At 60.8% G+C, this 16,340-nt stretch carries 16 protein-coding genes; 6 read left to right on the top strand and 10 right to left on the bottom strand.

Annotated elements, in window-relative coordinates:
- Positions 1–133: 133 nt before the first annotated feature.
- Entirely contained in the window at positions 134–901 is a 768-nt protein-coding gene (locus ACEN83_RS18020; protein WP_495577937.1) for a metallophosphoesterase, read from the top strand.
- A 13-nt stretch (positions 902–914) separates the two neighbouring features.
- Here ACEN83_RS18020 and ACEN83_RS18025 read toward each other — a convergent pair whose 3' ends face one another.
- On the bottom strand, positions 915–1,115 hold the full coding sequence (locus tag ACEN83_RS18025) for a YbdD/YjiX family protein (protein WP_007981151.1): 201 nt from the start codon (positions 1,113–1,115) through the stop codon (positions 915–917).
- A 199-nt stretch (positions 1,116–1,314) separates the two neighbouring features.
- On the opposite strand from ACEN83_RS18025, the gene ahr reads away from it, so the two are divergent.
- A complete protein-coding gene (ahr, locus tag ACEN83_RS18030) occupies positions 1,315–2,346 on the top strand; it encodes an NADPH-dependent aldehyde reductase Ahr (protein WP_495577938.1) in 1,032 nt (343 codons plus the stop codon).
- Between the two features lie 351 nt (positions 2,347–2,697).
- On the opposite strand, the gene ACEN83_RS18035 is transcribed toward ahr, so the two are convergent.
- From ACEN83_RS18035 to ACEN83_RS18055, 5 genes are all read right to left on the bottom strand, one after another.
- Positions 2,698–4,248 (bottom strand): ArnT family glycosyltransferase, encoded by a 1,551-nt coding sequence (locus tag ACEN83_RS18035; RefSeq protein ID WP_495577939.1) that lies wholly within the window; start codon positions 4,246–4,248, stop codon positions 2,698–2,700.
- Between the two features lie 3 nt (positions 4,249–4,251).
- Positions 4,252–4,530, bottom strand: coding sequence for a lipid-A-disaccharide synthase N-terminal domain-containing protein (locus tag ACEN83_RS18040; RefSeq protein WP_116582759.1), 279 nt, complete (start codon positions 4,528–4,530; stop codon positions 4,252–4,254).
- Positions 4,527–5,267, bottom strand: coding sequence for a glycosyltransferase family 2 protein (locus ACEN83_RS18045; RefSeq protein WP_104447479.1), 741 nt, complete (start codon positions 5,265–5,267; stop codon positions 4,527–4,529). The genes ACEN83_RS18040 and ACEN83_RS18045 overlap by 4 nt, the downstream gene beginning before the upstream one ends.
- Before the next feature lie 49 nt (positions 5,268–5,316).
- Positions 5,317–6,294, bottom strand: coding sequence for an NAD-dependent epimerase (locus tag ACEN83_RS18050; RefSeq protein ID WP_116582758.1), 978 nt, complete (start codon positions 6,292–6,294; stop codon positions 5,317–5,319).
- A gap of 199 nt (positions 6,295–6,493) precedes the next feature.
- Positions 6,494–7,114 (bottom strand): cell wall hydrolase, encoded by a 621-nt coding sequence (locus ACEN83_RS18055; RefSeq protein ID WP_495577940.1) that lies wholly within the window; start codon positions 7,112–7,114, stop codon positions 6,494–6,496.
- A 142-nt stretch (positions 7,115–7,256) separates the two neighbouring features.
- Between ACEN83_RS18055 and ACEN83_RS18060 the strand changes: the two genes are divergently transcribed.
- Together ACEN83_RS18060 and ACEN83_RS18065 are read left to right on the top strand one after the other, a co-directional pair.
- On the top strand, positions 7,257–8,108 hold the full coding sequence (locus tag ACEN83_RS18060) for a CAP domain-containing protein (protein ID WP_495577941.1): 852 nt from the start codon (positions 7,257–7,259) through the stop codon (positions 8,106–8,108).
- A 148-nt stretch (positions 8,109–8,256) separates the two neighbouring features.
- Complete coding sequence (locus tag ACEN83_RS18065; protein WP_495577942.1) at positions 8,257–8,637, top strand: hypothetical protein; 381 nt, start codon at positions 8,257–8,259, stop codon at positions 8,635–8,637.
- Positions 8,638–8,743: 106 nt separating this feature from the next.
- Here ACEN83_RS18065 and ACEN83_RS18070 read toward each other — a convergent pair whose 3' ends face one another.
- The 4 genes from ACEN83_RS18070 to ACEN83_RS18085 all read right to left on the bottom strand — a co-directional run bounded on the left by ACEN83_RS18070 (position 8,744) and on the right by ACEN83_RS18085 (position 13,821).
- On the bottom strand, positions 8,744–8,899 hold the full coding sequence (locus tag ACEN83_RS18070; RefSeq protein WP_495577943.1) for a DUF2474 domain-containing protein: 156 nt from the start codon (positions 8,897–8,899) through the stop codon (positions 8,744–8,746).
- Entirely contained in the window at positions 8,886–9,902 is a 1,017-nt protein-coding gene (gene cydB / locus ACEN83_RS18075) for a cytochrome d ubiquinol oxidase subunit II (RefSeq protein WP_495577944.1), read from the bottom strand. The genes ACEN83_RS18070 and cydB overlap by 14 nt, the downstream gene beginning before the upstream one ends.
- 17 nt (positions 9,903–9,919) lie before the next feature.
- Positions 9,920–11,341 (bottom strand): cytochrome ubiquinol oxidase subunit I, encoded by a 1,422-nt coding sequence (locus ACEN83_RS18080; protein WP_495577945.1) that lies wholly within the window; start codon positions 11,339–11,341, stop codon positions 9,920–9,922.
- A 155-nt stretch (positions 11,342–11,496) separates the two neighbouring features.
- Entirely contained in the window at positions 11,497–13,821 is a 2,325-nt protein-coding gene (locus tag ACEN83_RS18085; protein ID WP_495577946.1) for an FdhF/YdeP family oxidoreductase, read from the bottom strand.
- Positions 13,822–14,385: 564 nt separating this feature from the next.
- On the opposite strand from ACEN83_RS18085, the gene moaA reads away from it, so the two are divergent.
- Positions 14,386–15,384 (top strand): GTP 3',8-cyclase MoaA, encoded by a 999-nt coding sequence (moaA, locus tag ACEN83_RS18090; RefSeq protein WP_495577947.1) that lies wholly within the window; start codon positions 14,386–14,388, stop codon positions 15,382–15,384.
- A gap of 5 nt (positions 15,385–15,389) precedes the next feature.
- Positions 15,390–16,289, top strand: coding sequence for a bestrophin family protein (locus ACEN83_RS18095; protein WP_015095535.1), 900 nt, complete (start codon positions 15,390–15,392; stop codon positions 16,287–16,289).
- Positions 16,290–16,340 lie beyond the last annotated feature (51 nt).

Below are 16,340 nucleotides of genomic sequence, written 5' to 3' on the forward strand. Positions count from 1 at the left end.
TGGATCGGCGGTGAGCACGGCATTGGCGTACATCCGTTCCCGCCATTTTTTTGCTGACCAGCAGGCTTGTGACAATGGGTTATCAACGCGTAACTTGATTGACCTGCCCTCCAAGACACGCCGGAGTTGATCCATGCGCATCGCCTTGCTGTCCGACATGCACCTGTCCGTCAACGCGATCCCGTTTCCCGCCGTGGAGGCCGATATTGTCGTGCTAGCCGGGGACATCGCGCGCCCCGCCAAGGCCATTGAGTGGGCCAGGGCGTGCCCGGTTCCGCTGCTGTACGTGGCGGGCAATCATGAGTTCTATGGAAGTGACCTGGTCTCCACCTACGAGCAACTGAACAGCCTGGCGCAAGGCACGCAGATCCACGTGCTGGAACGTTCGGAGTACGTCCACGACGGCGTGCGTTTTCTCGGTTGCACCTTGTGGTCTGACTATCGCCTGCTCGACAGCCCCGAGGATCGAGCGCTGGGTATCGACCTGGCGACTCAGCTGATCCGTGACTTCAGCCACATCAAGATCGCCCCCGATTTTCCCGACCTGTTCACGCCGGCCATTTCCCAGCTGGTGTTTCTACAGACAGTCGCCTGGCTGGAAGACTGCTTCGCCCGCGACTGCCGCACGCCCACGGTGGTGGTTTCCCATTTCGCCCCGACCCGCTCGAGCATCAGCCCGACCTTTGCCGGTTCGCCTATCAACTCGAGTTTTGTCTCGGACCTCGAAGCGCGGATCAAGGACTGGCAGCCGGCACTGTGGCTGCATGGGCACACCCATGGCAGTTTTGATTATCGGGTGGGCAACACCCGGGTGGTCTGCAACCCTCGGGGCTATGCCAAGAACGGCATCAATGAAAATCCTGATTTCGATGATGCCTTCGTGATCGATCTGGATTTCTGAGGTAACGCTCGGGTCAGCAGCACCGCGTATTGCATTTCCCCCGGCCAAAACGCGCTTCCTGACGTTCGCGGAAAAACATCTCATAACTCATCACTGGCTCACCCGGACGGTTGCGGGCCATTTGTGCCACGTAGTTGTCGTACTCGGGAACGCCGACCATCAATCGGGCGCTCTGGCTGAACATTCTGGCAACCTGCTGCAGTTTGCGGAACATGGCGGATCTCTCTGTGGGCGTGGGACCTGGCCCATGAAACCGCGCTCATGTATCGGCATTGTGTCCAGATCGGGCGCCTTTGTATTTTCAAGTATCCAGGCTCGCGCCCGATGGACCGCCGGCAACCCGCTACACTTTCCTCGCTCCGCCGCTGCACCCGAGCGGCCACGACCCCTGACTTCTGATCTGGAGGTATCCCATGAGCGACAGCAGCGAACTCACCACCTTTACCGGCTGGGCCGCCACGGCAGCAGGCGCGCCACTGGAGCGCTACAGCTACGAGCCCGGCCCGTTGGGCAACGATGAAGTGGAAGTCGCCGTCGAATATTGCGGCGTCTGCCACTCCGACCAGTCGCTGATCGACAACGATTGGGGCATCAGCCACTACCCGTTCATTCCCGGCCATGAGGTGGTCGGTCGTATCGTGCGGATGGGCGATCAGGTGCGTGGCCTGGAACTGGGGCAACGGGTGGGCATCGGCTGGTACAAGGGCAGTTGCATGCATTGCACGTCCTGTATCGAAGGCTCGCACAACTTGTGCAGCACGGTGCAACCGACCATCATCGGCAGCAATGGCGGCTTTGCCGACCGCATTCGCTCGCACTGGGCCTGGGCCCTGCCGATCCCGGTGGGGCTCGATCCGGCGATGGCCGGGCCGTTGTTCTGTGCCGGCTCGACCGTGTTCAACCCGCTGGTGGAATTCGGCATCAAGCCCACTGACCGGGTCGGCGTGGTGGGCATCGGCGGTCTTGGTCACCTGGCGCTGCGCTTTCTCAACGCCTGGGGCTGCGAAGTCACGGCATTCACCTCATCGCTGAGCAAGCAGGACGAAGCCAGGCGCCTGGGCGCACACAAGGTGGTCGCCTCGACCGACTCCGATGCGCTCAACGCCATTGCCGGCACCCTGGATTTTCTCCTGGTCACCGCCAACGCCAACCTCGACTGGACCGCCATGCTCGCCACCCTGCGCGGCAAGGGGCGCCTGCACTTTGTCGGCGTCGTGCCCGACGCCATTCCGGTGCACGTGTTCAACCTGATCCCCCAGCAAAAAACCATGTCCGCCTCACCGGTCGGTTCACCGGCCAACACCGCGATGATGCTGGAGTTCTGTGCCCGCCATCAGATCCTGCCTCAGGTCGAGATGTTTCCCATGAGCCGGATCAACGAGGCCATTGATCATTTACGCAGTGGCAAGGCGCGCTACCGCGTGGTGCTGGACGCCAGCCAGTGACAGGTGACGAACGATGAAGCCCCCTGTGGGAGCTGGCTTGCCTGCGATGGTCGTCAACGATAACGCGGGTGAACCGGATGAACGCGATCCCCTGTAGGAGCCGGCTTGCCAGCGATGGTCGTCAACGATAACGCGGGTGAACCGGATGAATGCGGCGCGCTTGAGTCCATCGCCAGCAGGCTGGCTCCTACAGTTTTAGCGTGGGCACGGTCCTTTGTGGGAGCTGGCTTGCCAGCGATGGTCGTTAACGATAACGCGTGCAATCTGGATAAACGCGGCGCACTGGAGTCCATCGCCAGCAAGCTGGCTCCTACAGGTTCCCGGGGTTGAGTGAAGGACCTTTTTTTACCCTCAGGGATTGGCTACCTGCGCCGGCACCACTGCCATGTGCGGGTCGTTCCAGCTGAACCGATAGGCTTTGCCGGCTTCTGGCGGCTGGCATTTGCCGTTGTCGGCATCCACGCCCACGATCGACCAGTTCGCCCGGGAGTTTTCACCCAGTTCACGGGCCGCTTCGGCTTTGAAACACTGGTTCAAAACGTCATCCGGCACCAAGGCGTAGGCCTTGGGGTGTTCGCGCAGATACAGCGCGGCCTTTTCGATGGACGAATTATCCATGCCGAAATGCACGATCGGCTGGCGGGCGAACAACCAGTGCCCCTCCTCCCAGTTGACCAGCACCAGATCGGCGCCCTGGGTCATGGTCGCCGCCTGCGCCATCAGCACCTGATCGATGTTGGTGCCGTCCTTGAGCGGTTCGATGAAACCCCGGGCGAACCACAGCGCGAACCAGGTCGCCACCAGTGCCGGGAACACTCGACGCAAACGCGAGTGCTTTTTGAACCAGCGCTTGAGCAGCCATGGAATCAGCGGCGCGGCGACCAGCACCAGCCCAGGCAGCGCCGGATAGATGTACAGCTTGCGCTTGCCCGTGCTGATGCAGAAGAACAGCACCACCAGCACCACCCAACCGAGCAACACGAGGACCCGGCCGTCACGCTTTTGCAACTGACGGCGCCAGGCCGGCACCAGCCATGGCAGCACCAGCACCAACGGCAGCCAGTACTGCGGAATCACGTTGGTAAAGAAGTACCAGAACGGTTCGCGGTGATGCCACGCAGCGGCATAGCGGCCTGCGGTCTGGTGCAGGAGGATCTCCCGCGCATAGGCAATTTCATCGGCGCTGCCATTGAAGGCGATGGCTAAGGCCAGGGGCAACAGCCAGATCGCAATCGCCGCGAGCATCACGGCCAACCCCAGCAACCACTTGCGGGCCTCGCCAGGCATGGCCACCACACCGGGCCAGCCTTTGCGCACCGCATAGGCGTACGGAATCAGCAACAGCGCCGGCAGAAATCCCACGCCCTTGGTGATCACGCCGATACCCATGGCCGCGCAGCCGGCGTAAAACCAGCGCCACGTCGGGCCGAGCAGCAGGTGCCGCGCCAGACCGTAGAGGCCAAGCGAGGTGAACAGAATCAAAAAACTGTCGATCTGACCGGTGCGCAGGATGCTGTAGGTCTGATAGGTCGCCAGGTACAACAGCGCAGCGTTGCGCCCGATACGCTGAGTCCACAATCGACGGCCCAGGTCATAGACCATCGCCGTGACCGTCACGGCCGAAAACAGTCCCGGCAGGTAAAGCGCGATGTTGGGCTTGCCGGTCAGCCAGGTGAAGAACGCCACCGTCCACATGAAAATCGGCGGTTTGTCGCCGTAGATCTCGGCGGCACGGTGCGGGATCAACCACGAGCCGTTCTGCAGCATCTCCAGGGCGACGCCGAGGAAGCGCTCCTCATCCACGTTCTGTGCCTGGCGTAGCCCCAGCCCCGCGCCGATCAACAACAGGGCAAGCAGCATCAGCCCCAGGCACTCGACCCGGGGCGACAACGATCTACGCATGGTTTATTCCTTCACGCTGCGGCTTTTGGCAATCAATTGCAGGTTGCGAAAATAGACGATGGAGCCAAAGGCCTGCCCGGCGATGAACACCGGATCCTGACGGTAGATGGCGTAGGCCAGCAGCAAGGAACTGCCAACGATGCTCAGGTACCAGAAGCTGGTCGGGATCACGCTGCGCTTCTTGTACTCGCTGTACAGCCACTGCAGGACAAACCGCCCGGTAAAGGCGATCTGACCAACAAAACCGACCACCAGCCACAGGGTTTCACGGGTCAGCATCATCCTTCGAGCTCCTGGGCAATGGTGTTCAGCCGCGTGCGCTTGATCAGCCACCAGACACCGATCAGGTCAAGAATGCCGACCAGCGCGCGGTCGAGGTTGCCGTATTTCGACACCCCGGCCGTGCGCGGCCGGTGGTTGACCGGGTGCACGATCATGCGCCCGTTGTGACGCTGGATCAGCGCCGGAATGAAGCGGTGCATGTGGTCGAAGTACGGCAAGCGCAGGAACGCCGCGCGCTCGATCAGCTTCAGTCCGCAACCGGTGTCCGGGGTGGCGTCCTTGAGCAGGCGCCGGCGCAGGTTGTTGGCGAACCGCGAGGCGTAGCGTTTGCTCGCAGTGTCGCGGCGATTGACCCGGTGCCCGGCGACCAGTTGCACATCGACCTTGCCCGGTTCGCCGCGCACCAGCGCCAGCATCCCGGGGATGTCCGCCGGGTCGTTCTGGCCGTCGCCATCGAGGGTCGCCAGCCATTGCCCGCGGGCCTCGCGGGCGGCGTGGTACAGCGACGTGCTCTGCCCCAGCGACCGCTCGTGATGGAGGATGCGCAGGGTGTTCAAGCCGTCGTGGCGGATCTGCCGCAGTTCCTGCAGGGTCGCATCGGTGCTGCCATCGTCGACCACGATGATTTCGTACGACTCATGGGCCAACGCCACGCGGATTTCCTCAAGCAGCGGTTTGAGGTTGTTCGCTTCGTTCTTGGCGGGAATCAGTACGGATACAAAAATGTCTTGGCTCATGGGGTCCCTCTCGCCTTTTATGATTTTTTCGAGATCAGAGGCGAACGCTTCAAATCCGGTAGAACTGCCGATACCACCGCACAAATTCTGCGACGCCGGTTTCCAGCGTCACCTGCGGGCTGAAGCCCACCCACTCGGCCAGTGCCGAGACATCGGCCCAGGTCTTGACCACATCACCGGCCTGCATCGGCAGGTAGTTGCGTCGGGCCTGCAGATGCAGGGCCGACTCCAGGCACTCGACGAAATCCAGCAACGCCACCGGTTTGCCACGCCCGATGTTGAAGAGCCGGTTGACGCCAGCGGCGCCGCCTTCCGGCACCGGAGGCTTTGGACGCAGTCGGGCGATGCCTTCGACAATGTCGTCGACGTAGGTAAAGTCGCGCGACATCTGGCCCTGGTTGTAAATGTCGATGGGCAGGCCTTTGAGGATGGCGTCGGTAAACTTGAACAGCGCCATGTCCGGGCGGCCCCACGGGCCGTAGACGGTAAAAAAGCGCAGGCCACTGGCTTTCAAGCCATACAAATGGCAGTAACTTTCGGCCAACAGTTCATTGGCACGCTTACTGGCGGCGTACAGCGATACGGGATGTTCGACAGGGTCCTCGACACTGAACGGCATCTTGCTGTTGGTGCCGTACACCGAACTGCTCGAGGCGTAGATCAGGTGCTCGGGGCGATGGTGCCGACAGGCTTCCAGCACATTGAGAAAACCCACCAGGTTCGACTGGGCATAGACATCCGGGTTGTCCAGCGAATATCGCACCCCGGCTTGCGCCGCCAGGTGCACCACCTCGGTAAAACCATGGTCGCGGAACAGGTCCATCAGGGCCGGTTTGTCGACGATGTCCAGTTTCCGGAAGCGAAAACCCGGCAAAGTCTCCAGCACCTTGAGACGTGCGTGCTTGAGTTCCACGTCGTAGTAGTCGTTGAGGTTGTCGATACCGACGACGTCCTGACCCTCGCGGCACAAGCGCTGGATCGTATGAAAACCGATGAAACCGGCGGCACCGGTGACCAGGACGGTCATGGCAGGCACGCCGTCGACAGCGCCTTGATCGGCGCGAGATTACTGATCCAGACCCTCATCCGCTGCATGTGTAGTTCCTGCTTATCGCGTCATTCGCGCACGGTTACGTTATGAAGCTTATAAAACAGAAACATTTCAGTTTCGATAACACCTCGCGCGACTTTAAAAAAAATAAAATATTTGGCCGAAATCACCGCTGCTATCTGGCCGATCCGTCATGGGGTTTGTAAAAGCGGAACAAGCCGATATCCACGGTCTTGATGTATTCCCTGGCCCAATCCGGCTTGACCGTACGGTCATGGAAATACAAGGCACCCTGGGTGCGATCCGGCAACTCCTTGTTCAGGGCCTTGCGCGCGATTTCCTTGGCCATCGCATACGGCACCTCCTCCTGGACCGAATCGGATTTTCCGTCACACCACCAGGAGAACTGACAGCTCCTGGTTTCCGATCCCTGCTTGACCACCTTGCACACCGTGTCCGGAAAGCCCTCGTGACCCAGGCGATTCATGACCACATTGGCCACCGCCTCCATGTCGGCAGCGTCCTTGCCCTTGGCTTCCCAGTAAATGGAACGGGCCAGGCACGTGATCGCATCGTCCAGCGGTGCGGCACCCGCCGGGTCAACGGCCTGGACCTCGGACGGGGTAATGGCTTCGACCTTGGGTTCCGTTGCGGGGTTTTTATTCTCGGCAGCCTTCTGCTCCAGCACCTCGGCCTTGTTCTCGGCCGATTCCTTTTTTTGATCTTGATCCGTAGCCGATACCGGGCCGGCAAGCAGCGTGAGGGCAAGGCAGGTGGCGATCCAGTCGAAGCGCATGGTCGGTGTCACTCGGTGAGCGATTCGATTCAGTGTAGTAGTGAAATGATTTCGCCCACCCCACTACACTCTGGATAAATCCGTTGTCTTAAATGGGCCAACTTCGCGCATCATGAGCGCCATCTGCTCAAGGGGGATTTTCATGGGATTCATCTCATCCGCAATGCGCCTGGCCGGTTTGTCACTGGGCCTGGTATGTGCCGCCAACGCCATGGCGGCGGACGAAGCGCAATTGATCGAATCGATCAACCTCTACCGCAGCCAACTGCAGCGCTGTGCCGGCCAGGTGTCATCGGAACTGCCGCCGCTGTCGGCCGACCCGCGCCTGGTGCTGAGCGCCCCGAGCATCGGTGATCTGCAACAGGCCATGGCCGCTGCCGGTTATCCGATGAAAAACGTGCAGGCCATCAGCCTGTCCGGACCTCGCGATGCAGCCGCGGCGATGAAGGCGATCCAGGAGAGTTTTTGCCAGATCGTCCTCGACCCGCAGTTCGTCGATGTCGGCGTCAGCCGCCAGGACCGGCAATGGCGCATCGTGGTCGCTCGGCCATTGTTGAGCGCACGCCTGGGCGATGCCCAGACCGAAGGCCAGAAGCTGCTCACCGAACTCAACGCCGCACGCACCCGCCCACGCCAGTGCGGCGCGCAATCCTTCGCCGCCGCGCCAGCGCTGACCTGGAACGCCACACTGGCCAGCGCCGCCGAAGGCAACTCGCGTTCCATGGCCAACAACAACTATTTCGACCACAAGGACCGCGACGGCCGCACCCCGGGCGACCGCGCGGAACTGGCCGGCTACGACTTCCAGCAGATCGGCGAAAACATCGCCGCCGGGCAGGACACCGCGCACAAGGTGGTCGAAGGCTGGCTGACCAGCCCCGGCCACTGCGCCAACCTAATGAACCCGCAATTCCGCGAACTGGGCGCGGCGTATGCGACCGATCCGAAGAGCGATGCGGGGATTTACTGGACGGCGATGTTTGGGGCGCAGTGAGTGCCATAGCCCCCGAAGCGATTGCATTGGGGGTTCTTTTTGGTCAATGAACACTTCGGAGAGCGGAGTAACTTCACACTGACAAGATAGGTTGAAGTTGCCGCTGGTGATGGGCAGGACGGAAACAGGAAAATGGAGCGGTTAAAAAATGACAAGCATCCCGATAGGCCTGATTGCCGGATTGATACTGGCGCCGATGATATTCACTTGTTTCGCTGTCGCCTTCATCGCACACAAGTACGTTGACGCCATCGAAGAACGTCTACCCAATTGCTCTTTTATAAAAACCACCAGAGACGCATTTTCAGCGGGCGGCCTGATCGGCAAGGTCATGCGCGGCGGCGTTATTGCCATGGTATTGATGGTGCCCGCACTCAGCGCTCGAAGAGGCGTTGTTGATGCCAAAGAAGTGAAAAACCTTCCAAGGCACTACAAGAATCTTTTGATAATTCCGGTGATTATTTTGTTCGTTTTGTTTTTTTCCCTGATCGCACTCAGGGTTTCAGCCTACTTCATTGAGAGCCATTGAAAGGTACTGAAGAATCAAGTCCGTATCGGAGAAAATCACACAGCCTGTCCAACAAAAAACCCGAAGCCCTGTCATGAGCTCCGGGTTTCTTTTTTCGCAGTGAACCTCAGTGACTACTCATCCCCGCCGCCTGCATCAACATCCGCAACGCCCCCGCCACCACCCCCAACGCAACCACACTGCCCAGCCAGATCAACACCAGCCACCCCAGGCGCTTGTACCAAGGCGCCGGTGCCGGTTCACGGGTCTCAATGGTAGCCATCGCCAATCCTCACTTTGCCGCGGAACACGTAGTAGCTCCAGACCGTGTACATCAGGATGATCGGCAGGATGAACAGCGCGCCGATCAGGATGAACAACTGGCTGGTCGGTGGTGACGCCGCGGCCCACAGGCTGATCGACGGCGGCACGATGTTCGGCCAGATACTGAACGCCAGACCGATGTAGCCCAGGAACACCAGCATCAGGGTGAAGGCGAACGGCCAATGGGTGTGGCGTTGGCGCAGGGTCTTGAGCAAGCCGAACATCGCCAGCAAGGCCAGCACCGCGAGGCCACCGAACACCGCCAGGTGCGCATGGGCAAACCAGCGCGTGGCGATGTCCGGATGCAGGATCGGCGTCCACACGCAGATCACGCCGATCACCGCCAACAGCAGCCAGGCCAGGGGCCGGGTGAACAGGCGCATGCGCGATTCGAGCATGCCTTCGGTCTTGACCAGCAACCAGGTGCTGCCGAGCAGGGCATAGGCGACGATCAGGCCGACTCCGCAGAACAATGGAAAGGGTGCCAGCCAGTCCAGCGAACCACCGGCGAACTGGCGGTCGACCACCGGGATACCGGCAATGTAAGTGCCGATCACCACGCCTTGGGAGAAAGTCGCCAACAGCGAGCCGCCGATGAACGCCATGTCCCAGACATGCCGCTTTTCAGGGCTGGCCTTGAAGCGAAACTCGAACGCCACGCCACGGAAGATCAAGCCGCACAACATCAGGATCAGCGGCAGGTATAGCGCCTCCAGGATCACCGAATAGGCCAGCGGGAACGCGCCATACAGCGCCGCGCCGCCCAGCACCAGCCAGGTCTCGTTGCCGTCCCAGACCGGTGCCACGGTGTTCATCATCACATCGCGCTCCTGCGCATCCGGGATCAGCGGAAACAGAATGCCCAACCCCAGGTCGAAGCCGTCCATGATCACGTACATCATCACGCCGAAGGCGATGATCACGCCCCAGATCAGCGATAAATCGATACCTTGAATACCCATGACTCAACTCCCTTCTTTCAATTGACGCGGGCGCCGGTTTCGAGGATTTCGGCGTCGGCGGACAGCGGCCGGCGCGGTGTGATGACCTGATCGGAATGCCCCGCAGGCGTATGCTCGTGATGGGGTTTGGGCCCCTTGGCCACGAGTTTCATCATGTAGCCGATACCCACCGTGAAGACCGAGAAGTAGATCACCACGAACAACGCCAACGAGAGGCTCAACTGGGTGACGCTGTGATTGGACGCGGCATTCACAGTACGTTGCAGGCCATACACCACCCACGGTTGGCGCCCCACTTCCGTGGTGATCCAGCCGGCGAGCATGGCGATCAGGCCGCTTGGGCCCATCCACAGCATCAGGCGCAGGAACCAGCGGTTGCGGTAGATGGCACCGCTGCGGCGCAGGATCAGGCCGAGCACGCCGGCCAGCACCATCAACATGCCCAGCCCGGCCATGACGCGGAAGCTCCAGAAAATAATCGTCGCGTTGGGGCGATCCTCTTTCGGGAAGCTCTTGAGCGCCGGGATCTGCTTGTCGAGGCTGTGGGTCAGGATCAGGCTGCCCAGGTAGGGGATTTCGATGGCGTATTTGGTTTTCTCGGCCTGCATGTCCGGGATGCCGAACAGCACCAGCGGCGTCGCTTCGCTACCGTTGTTTTCCCAGTGCCCTTCGATGGCGGCGATCTTCGCCGGTTGATGCTCCAGGGTATTCAAGCCATGGGCGTCACCGACCACGGCCTGGATCGGCGCGACGATCAAGGCCATCCACAGCGCCATCGACAGCATCTTGCGTACTTGTTTGGTGTCGTTGCCGCGCAGCAGGTGCCACGCCGCCGACGAGCCGACAAAGAACGCAGTGGCCACGAACGCGGCAATCGCCATGTGCGCCAGGCGGTACGGGAACGATGGATTGAACACGATGGCCAGCCAGTCCAGCGGCATCACGCGCCCGTCGACAATCTCGAAACCCTGGGGCGTCTGCATCCAGCTGTTGGAGGCGAGAATCCAGAAGGTCGAAATCAGCGTGCCGATGGCCACCATCACCGTCGAAAAGAAGTGCAAGCCGCGCCCTACCCGGTTCCAGCCGAACAGCATGACCCCGAGGAAACCGGCTTCGAGGAAGAACGCCGTGAGCACTTCATAGGTCAGCAACGGCCCGGTGATGCTGCCGGCGAAGTCGGAGAAGCGGCTCCAGTTGGTGCCGAACTCGTAGGCCATGACCAGCCCCGAGACCACGCCCATGCCGAAGTTGACGGCGAAGATCTTCGACCAGAAATGGTAGAGATCGCGGTAGGTGTCGTTGTGGGTCTTCAGCCACAGCCCTTCGAGCACCGCCAGGAAACTGGCCAGCCCGATGGTGATGGCGGGAAAGATGATGTGGAACGAAACCGTGAACGCGAATTGCATCCGCGCCAGGTCCAGTGCCTCCAGATTGAACATGTCGAAATCCTCATCGAGGCTTTAAAGGAGATAAACCTGTAGGAGCCGGCTTGCCGGCGATTGCGCAATGGCCATCGACACAGGTGTCGCCTGACGAACCGCTATCGCCGGCAAGCCGGCTCCTACAGTCACAGTGAACGGTGAGCGCCCCAGTGCTAGGCGGCGGACGTCGAAATCAGGTTGCTGGCCCTGGCCTGTTCCAGCCGGATGGCGACGAACTTGGAAGTCGGGGTGAAGGTGCGGTCACCGTAACTTTCCAGCGGCACCAGCGGATTGGTCTCCGGGTAGTACGCCGCCGCCTGACCGGCCGGAATGTCGTAGGCGATCAGGGTGAAACCGCTGACCCGACGCTCGCGCTCGTCGTCCCACAGCGCCACCAGGTCGACCTTCTGCCCCGGTTCGAAACCCAGCCGGCGAATGTCCTGCTCGTTGGCGAACACCACGTCGCGCATGCCGTAGACCCCGCGATAACGGTCATCCAGGCCATAGAGCGTGGTGTTGTACTGATCGTGGGAGCGCATGGTCTGCAGAATCAGGTGCGGCTTGACCGCCAGGTTACGCACGCCTTCGCTGATCAGATGTTCCGGCAGCACGCTCGGGGTGAACTGGGCTTTGCCGCTGGCGGTTTTCCAGATGCGTTTGGCTGCATCGTTGGGCATGTGGAAACCGCCCGGGTGCAGCAAGCGCCGGTTGAAGTCTTCGAAGCCGGGAATGGTGTCGGCAATCATGTTGCGGATGCGGCCGTAGTCGCCGATGGCCCAGTTCCAGTCGATCGGGTGCTTGCCCAGTGTCGCGGCAGCGATGCCGGCGATGATCGCCGGTTCCGACAGCAGGTGTTTGGACTTGGGTTTCAGTTGGCCGTGGGAGATGTGGATCATGCTGAAGGTGTCTTCCACGGTGACGCCTTGCGGCCCTTCGGCCTGCATGTCGATGTCGGTGCGGCCCAGGCACGGCAGGATCAGCGCTTCACGGCCAGTGACCAGATGGCTGCGGTTGAGCTTGGTGGCGATGTGCACGGTGAGGTCGCACTTGCGCAACGCGGCGTGGGTACGCGGCGTGTCGGGGGTGGCCTGGGCGAAGTTGCCGCCCAGGGCGATAAACACTTTCGAACGCCCCTGCTCCATCGCGCCGATCGCCATCACGGTGTTGTGGCCATGCTCACGCGGCGGCTTGAAGGAGAAGCGTTTTTCCAGGGCATCAAGCAACTCGGTGGGCGCCAGTTCGTTGATGCCCATGGTGCGGTCGCCCTGCACGTTACTGTGGCCGCGAACCGGCGACAGGCCCGCGCCGGGACGGCCGACGTTGCCGCGCAGCAGCATCAGATTGATGACTTCCTGCAGGGTCGGCACCGAGTGCGTGTGCTGGGTCAGGCCCATCGCCCAGCACATGATCACGCGCTTGGCCCGGGCGTACATGCGGGCGGCGAGTTCGATGTCAGCCAAAGGCATGCCCGACTGCTGCTCGATGTGCTCCCAGCTGGTGGCGTCGACTTCGCCCAGGTAGGCGCCCATTCCCGAAGTGTGTTCGGCGATGAACGCATGGTCGAACACCGGCTCGCCACCGCTCACCTGTGCTTCGCGCTCCCACTGCAGCAGGAACTTGACCATGCCGCGCATGACCGCCATGTCACCACCGAGGGCCGGGCGGAAGTAAGCGGTATTGGTCGGCTCGGAGCCATTCATGAGCATTTCGATCGGGTGCTGTGGATGCTGGAAACGCTCCAGCCCGCGCTCCTTGAGCGGGTTGATGCAGATCACCTGTGCCCCGCGCTTGACCGCTTCGCGCAAGGGTTCGAGCATCCGCGGGTGGTTGGTGCCGGGGTTCTGGCCAATGACGAAGATCGCGTCGGCATGTTCCAGGTCGTCGAACACCACGGTGCCTTTGCCCACGCCGAGGCTTTCGATCATGCTCACCGCGCTGGCTTCGTGGCACATGTTGGAGCAGTCCGGAAAGTTGTTGGTGCCGTAGGCCCGGACGAACAACTGATAGAGGAATGCCGCCTCATTGCTGGCCCGACCCGAGGTGTAGAACTCGGCCTGGTCCGGCGATTCCAGCGCATTGAGGTGCCGGGCGATCGTCGCGAAGGCCTCGTCCCAGGTGGTTTCCACGTAACGGTCGGTGGCCTCGTCATAGCGCATCGGGTGGGTCAGGCGACCCTGATACTCCAGCCAGTAATCGCTTTGCTCGGCCAGCGCCGAGACGCTGTATTTGTTGAAGAACGCCGGGTCGACCAGACGGCCGGTGGCTTCCCAGTTAACCGCCTTGGCGCCGTTTTCGCAGAACTTGACCATGCCGTTTTCCGGCGACTCGCCCCAGGCGCAACCGGGGCAGTCGAAGCCGCCGTTCTGGTTGGTCTTGAGCATGGCGCGAATGTTCTTCAGCGCGTTTTCACTGCCCAGCCAGTTCCGGGTAACAGCAATCAGTGCACCCCAACCGGCGGCGGCACCTTTGTAGGGTTTGTAGCGGTCGACTTGAGACATGGTACTTCTCCGTGACCTGATTCAGGCCATTGATCGTTTGACGGAGAAAAGCATATGAACAGGGGTTAATTATTGTCTAATCGCTATTTACGACCACATTATCGAAACGCTCTATCACGGGTTTTTATCCTTGTTTATCAATTACTTGAAATCACTTAAAGCCCTTTAAACCACAAAACAAAGTTCATCATCGACCCGCTCGATCACCCGGTTGTCAATAGTGATTGGACACCCGTTAAAGTTGCTCTTAGCCTGCGTTCAACAGATCCATTAACAGCGCAATACCTGTAGGAGCGAGCCTGCTCGCGATGGACTCAAGAGCACCACGTTCAGCCAGTAAGCACGCGTAATCGTTAACGACCATCGCGAGCAGAGCTCAACAGATCCGTTATCTGCGCAATACCTGTGGGAGCGAGCTTGCTCGCGATGGACTCAAGAGCACCACGTTCAGCCAGTAAGCACGCGTCATCGTTAACGACCATCGCGAGCAGGCTCGCTCCTACAAAGGCAAAACACGATTAACGGAATGTCCATTCAACGCATGCAGTACCAAGCGAGGGTGTCATGTCAGAACGAGTCTTGATCGATGGCTTCTCCCGGCGCGTGGACTATCTGCGCATGTCGGTCACCGACCGCTGCGATTTCCGTTGCGTGTATTGCATGGCCGAGGACATGCAGTTTCTGCCACGCCAACGGGTGCTGACCCTGGAAGAGATCTATCAAACGGCGCAAAGCTTCGTCGCGCTGGGCACCCGCAAGATCCGCCTGACCGGGGGCGAGCCGCTGATTCGTCCGGGCGTGGTGCAGTTGTGCGAAAAGATCGCCGCCCTGCCCGGCCTGCGTGAACTGTGCATGACCACCAACGGTTCGCAACTGGCCAGACTGGCCGGGCCGTTGTTCGAGGCCGGAGTCAAGCGCCTCAACATCAGCCTCGACTGCCTGGACCCGCAACGCTTTCGCGAACTGACCCGCACCGGTGACCTGGCGCAGGTCATCAAGGGCATCGACGCGGCCAACCAGGCCGGTTTCCGCAACACCAAGCTCAACTGCGTGGTGATGAAGGGCCGCAACGACCATGAGATCAATGATCTGGTGAGCTTCGCCATCGACCGCAACCTCGACATCTCCTTCATCGAGGAAATGCCGTTGGGCACCATCGACGAGCACAGCCGCGCCGAATCGTTTTTCGCCAGCGCCCAGGTCCGCGAACGCATCGCCGAACGCTACACTTTGATTGATTCCGCCGAGTCGACCCAGGGTCCGTCGCGCTACTGGCGCCTGGCCGAGGCGCCGCAGATTCGCCTGGGGTTCATCTCCCCCCACAGCCACAACTTCTGCGGCACCTGCAACCGGGTGCGGCTGACCGTGGAAGGACGCCTGCTGCTGTGCCTGGGCAATGAGCACTCGGTGGATCTCAAGGCTGTCTTGCGCAGCCACCCCGGACAGCCCGAGCGCCTGGAGCAAGCCATTATCGAGGCGATGAAACTCAAGCCTTATCGACACAACTTCGAAGTGAACGACGATGTCCAGGTCATTCGCTTCATGAACATGACGGGCGGCTGAACCCCATGATCGTGAGACCCAAACCCAACCTGATCGGCGTGCTGACGTCCCTCAAGGGTTCGATTGCCAAGCGCATTGCCTGGCGCAGCCTGATGGTGACATTGCTCGCCTCGGCCATCGTGCTCATCGAAACCTTGCACCCCAGCTACTTTTCCAAGGTCAGCGCAACGCCCTTCACACTGCTGGGTTTGTCATTGTCGATCTTCATGAGCTTTCGCAACAACGCCTGCTACGACCGCTGGTATGAAGCGCGCAAGGCGTGGGGCGATGTGATAGTCGAAGTCCGCTCGATGATTCGTGAAACCCTGGTGATCAAGGACACGGATGAGCGGCATACGATCCTCAGCAACCTGTGCGGCTTCGCCCATGCCCTCAACGCGCGGCTGCGCCAGGAAAACGAACTGGCCGCCAGTGGCGACTGGCTGCACCCGATGCCCAAGGGCAACACCACGGACATCAGCGGGCAGATCCTGATGCAGGTCGGTCAGCAGTGCTCGACACTCAACGAGTCCGGGGCGATCAACGACTGGCGCTACACGCTCATGGCCAACCACCTGGCCGGCCTGACCCACGCCCAGGCGGTCTGTGAGCGGATCAAGCACACCCCGCTGCCGTTTCCCTACACCCTGTTGCTGCACCGCACCATCTACCTGTTCTGCATCCTCCTGCCGTTTGCCATGGCCGAACCCCTGGGCTGGCTGACACCGATCTTCACCGCGATTGTCAGCTACACCTTTTTTGGCCTGGATGCGATTGCCGACGAACTGGAAGACCCCTTCGGCCGCGACGAAAACGACCTGCCCACCGACGCCATCGTGCGCAACATCGAGCGCGATGTGCTGGCGGCACTGGGCGTGACGGAGTTGCCGCCGCAACTGGAACCGGTGGATTTCGTGTTGAACTGACACTAAAGAAACACACAGAACCTGTGGGAGCGGGCTTGCTCGCGAAGGCGT

The sequence above is a fragment of the Pseudomonas sp. Pseusp49 genome (assembly GCF_059491875.1).